2 protein-coding genes and 1 pseudogene are annotated in these 4,274 nt (G+C 57.7%); 2 read left to right on the top strand and 1 reads right to left on the bottom strand.

All coding sequences use genetic code 11. From position 1 onward, the window contains the following. Window positions 1-1,273 (top strand): annotated as a pseudogene (locus tag VGE80_RS24670) (hypothetical protein); the annotation flags it as partial. A 455-nt stretch (window positions 1,274-1,728) separates the two neighbouring features. Beyond that, window positions 1,729-3,012 carry an adenylosuccinate synthase gene (locus tag VGE80_RS24665; protein ID WP_440594502.1) on the top strand — a complete coding sequence of 428 codons (1,284 nt, stop codon included), beginning with the start codon at window positions 1,729-1,731 and terminating at the stop codon, window positions 3,010-3,012. 208 nt (window positions 3,013-3,220) lie between these two features. Here VGE80_RS24665 and VGE80_RS24660 read toward each other — a convergent pair. After that, window positions 3,221-4,274: enolase C-terminal domain-like protein (locus VGE80_RS24660; RefSeq protein ID WP_440594501.1), on the bottom strand; the 1,054-nt coding region annotated here is incomplete at its 5' end.

The following is a 4,274-nucleotide window of genomic DNA, read 5'->3' as shown; positions in this document are numbered from 1 at the left end:
GACGCAGGACGTAACCTTGAACGTGGACCATCGGCTGGCCGCGATCGGTGAGCTTGCATCAGAAAATGAGGATTCCATCGCACAGACTTTGGTGAATGCACTGCCGTCCGCAACGCCTCGAGTGAGTGAAGCGATCCTGGGCGCGGTCTTCTCTCGACGAGACCGCATCCCTGTCCTGCTGGACGCGATTGAGCAGAAAATCGTGCCGGCATCGCTGGTGTCGGCCGTCCATCGGGCGGTCCTGCTGGACGATAAAGACGACGCCGTCCGTCAACGTGCCGGAAAGCTGTTGACGGTAACGAATTCGGCCGCGCTCGAAGCGTATCCTCGTTTCACCGCAGCGCTGCAGGAAACCCGTGATCCGGTTCATGGGCATCAGGTTTTTCGGGACGTGTGCGGCAAATGCCATCAGGCGCATGGTGTCGGTTTTGCTGTCGGGCCCGACTTGAGTTCTGAATTTCAGCGGGCGGAAGAGACCATCATCAAGGACATTCTCTCCCCGAGCGAAACGATTTCACCCGGTTATATGACGTACACAATCTCGACGAACTCCGGGCAGGTGTTCACGGGGCTACTGGGGTCCGAATCCCCGACCAGCGTGACTTTGAAGCAACCTGAGGGAAAGCAGCAGGTTATCCTGCGAAACGAGATCGATGAACTACGGGTCTCGTCGATTTCGCTGATGCCAGAGGACCTCGTTAAGTCGCTGAAGCCAAAGGATGTGGCGGACGCGATCGCGTGGTTGAGGCAACCTCAGCAGCGTGTGGTGCTACTCGATGACAACCCGAGCATGGCGATGTCGCTGTCAGAAGGGGAAGGGACGGCCGAGTTCGTGACGACCGAGAAATTCGCCGGCGAATCGTGCCTCAGAATTACCCCTCCGCAGCGGTATTCAGCCCGGATCAAAGGTTGGGAGTTTCGAATTCGCGAGAAGCCCGTGGTGGGGGAATATCGTTATCTGCGGTTTGCCTGGAAATCCCCTCAGGCCTCGGGTGTCATGCTGGAACTGGCTGACGAGGGACAGTGGCCCCCGGCTGAGGAGCCGCTGCGCAGGTACTTCGCGGGAAAGAATCTGACCGCATGGCAGGCGGTGGGGCTGGCACCCCGTCCTCCCGGTGACTGGGTCGTCATCACGCGCGATTTGTGGCAGGACTTCGGTGATTTTACCCTCACTGGAATTGCGCCCACGGCAATTGGAGGGCCCGCTTTCTTTGATCGGATTGAACTTCTCAGGACAGTGGACGAGTCGTCGGCCGGGGGAGCGCAAGAATAACGTCTGCTGGAATCTCGGGACGGGGGAGAGCAGCTCGGGGGCTGAACGCGGTCCGCTCGCGGCGAGAGAATCTCCAATCGTGGTGGGATGGCAGACTTTGTGGCTAATCCTCTCTGCACCTGAAATTCCGCCAAAAGGCTGTCTGTACGGTTGTTTGGACGGTTTTTTAACGAGGACCGTGTGACGCTCCACATTACCGAGCCGGTGCGATAGACTAGGTGGGACTCGCGGGGCGGACACCGATGTCTGTCTCGCGTTTTTCGCGCCCGGAGAATCCTTGGGGACGCGACATTTGCAGAAACGAAGTACGAAGCGGTCCGATGAGTCTGGGTTGATGATCCGGTAGCTCGATGAGGGATTCAAGAATTCATGTCGGGTCTCCGCTGGTACGAAGTTTGTTTTGAGCGGCAGCCGTAATCGCCTCTCGGTCAGTATTTTCATTGAAGGTTCGTATTGTGTCAGTGACTTCAGTCGTAGGTCTGCAATGGGGCGATGAAGCCAAGGGAAAGATCGTCGATTTCCTGACGGATTCGCATGAAGTTGTCGTGCGGTACCAGGGGGGCAATAACGCCGGCCATACGGTCAAGTTTGACGGCCAAACCTACAAGTTGTCCCTGCTGCCGACAGGCATTCTGCGTCCCGGTGTCACCGCCGTCATTGGCAATGGCCTGGTCGTGAATCCCGACGCGCTCCTCAAAGAGATGAAGTCGCTGACCGACCGTGGTGTTCGCGTCGACGGCGGAAATCTGCTCGTGAGCGATCGTGCTCACGTCATTCTGCCGTATCACATCATCGAAGACGCTATCTTTGAAAAACGGCGGGGCGATAACGCCATCGGAACGACCGGACGCGGAATCGGAACCTGCTATCGCGACAAAGCAGGGCGCAGTCACGCGATCCGCGTTGGCGACCTCTATCATCGCGAAACATTCCGTGCCAAGCTGGCCGAGATTGTTGCGTTCAAGAATCTGACGCTGAAATCGCTTGATCCATCGATCACTCCGCTGGACGCCGATGCGATCTATGAGGCCTACGTCGCATTTGCCGATAAGCTGGCGCCACACGTCGTTGATACGACGGCCTGGTTGCATAAGGCTTTGAAGCAGAAAAAGAATGTCCTGTTCGAGGGGGCCCAGGGAAGCCTGCTGGACGTCGATCATGGAACGTTCCCGTTCGTCACCAGCTCCAACAGCTCGGCGGCCGGGATTCACAGCGGCAGCGGAGTTCCCCAGCGTGCGATCACGCGGATGATTGGTGTCGTCAAGGCGTACACGACGCGGGTCGGTGGCGGTCCTTTCCCGACGGAACTCAACGACGAGATTGGACAGCACATTCGTGACGTGGGGCATGAGTATGGTACGGTCACCGGACGTCCTCGCCGTTGCGGCTGGTTCGATGCCGTGGCGACGGCCTACGGAGCTCGCGTTTGTGGTGTCGATCAGATCGCTGTTATGCTGCTTGACGTCCTGGCGCAGCTCGACGAATTGAATATCTGTGAGGCGTACGACATCCGGGGTGAGCGGACGACGGACTTCCCGTCGCACGTCGAAGACCTGGAAGTGGCGAAACCTATCTTCCGCAAGATTCCAGGCTGGAAGAAGGATATTACCGGCGCTCGCAAGTTGAGCGATCTTCCGGCAGGGGCACGGCAGTACGTGGATACGGTCAGCGAATTGCTGGAGGTGCCGGCCAAATTTATCAGCATTGGCCCCGATCGCGAGCAGACCATTCTGCTCTGATGCCGCTTGCGGTCTGACGCCTGCACATGGAGGTGGCGAGTGAGCTGATCATCTCTCTCGGCGACCGTGATGAAATAAAAGCCCCCCGACGAGTGATTCGTCGGGGGGGCTTTCTTGTACGTTTGATCCAGGGGGCGAGGCCGACGAGATGCAAACCCCGCCAGCACGGACGGGGGTTGCAGGTGCCATCAAGGGTTAAGTATTGAGGTTAGATCCCCAATCCCACTCCATTGAGGACGCCGGTGCCGACTGTCCCGTCGGTGATTTCAAACATGGTTGGGAATCGCTTGGCCCAGGGTTTGTTTCCGGCAGGGCAGTACTGTCGGGCATTTCCTTCGATCGCGGCGATGCCGGGAAGGTGTGCTGCAATACTGGCGGAGTGCAGGAATGAGTACCCAGGGCAGGTCAGGTCCTGGACACAAAGGAACATGTCAAACTTCTGAGCGGCAGCGCTCAGCAGCAGTGTTTCGGTCTGTCCTTTACATGCCTTGAGGGCGGCGCCGGTATAGCCTTGCTCGCGAGCCAGCAGCAGGCTGTCGTAATCGACGAGCGATTCATCGATGACGATCGGCTTGAGCTTGGCCGCTTCATGCATCTTGTTGTCGGGATTGGCGCGCAAGTCCCGGTGTGTGGGCTGTTCAACGTACTGGATCCGGTCGAAGGCAGCAGGCGATGCCGATTTCACCTTGTTGAGGAAATCAACGACGTAGGCCGCATTCTGACACTTCTCATTGAAGTCGACCGAGTAGAACCATTGCGTGCAGCCCCGTTTCGCCTGGGCTTGTTCGGCACAGGCGTTGACGGCGAGCGTGCGGGCGACGTCCCAGTCGAAGTTATCGCCTGCCAGCTTGATCTTGAGGTGGGTCAAGCCGTTGTAGGCAATCCACTGTTCAAGCGTTTCAGGCAGTCCGTCACCAATCTTCTTGGTGACTTCCCCGTCGGTCAGCGGATCGAGGGCTCCGACAAGGTGATACAGCGGCATGCGTTCTTTGGGTTCACGCAGCGTGTACTTATCGAGATATTCCCCTTTGAAGGTGGCATCCAGATAGTAAGCCAGATCATAGTTCATGAATTTCGACGTCAGTGTGTCGAAGCTATTACGATTATGGATTTGACCATAAGCGTCGTGCAGTGCGGCATCGAATGGACTGGCTGCTACAAGCTGGGCCAGTTCGGGCATCGGCTCGGCCAGCTTCATTTGCTGAGCCAGGCGCTTTGCGAGATGGTCATATTCACCAGACAGATGATAGACCAGGTCGATC

The organism is Schlesneria sp. (genome assembly GCF_036405755.1).
Lineage (GTDB): Bacteria > Planctomycetota > Planctomycetia > Planctomycetales > Planctomycetaceae > Schlesneria > Schlesneria sphaerica.
This window is presented reverse-complemented; position numbering and strand designations above follow the sequence as displayed.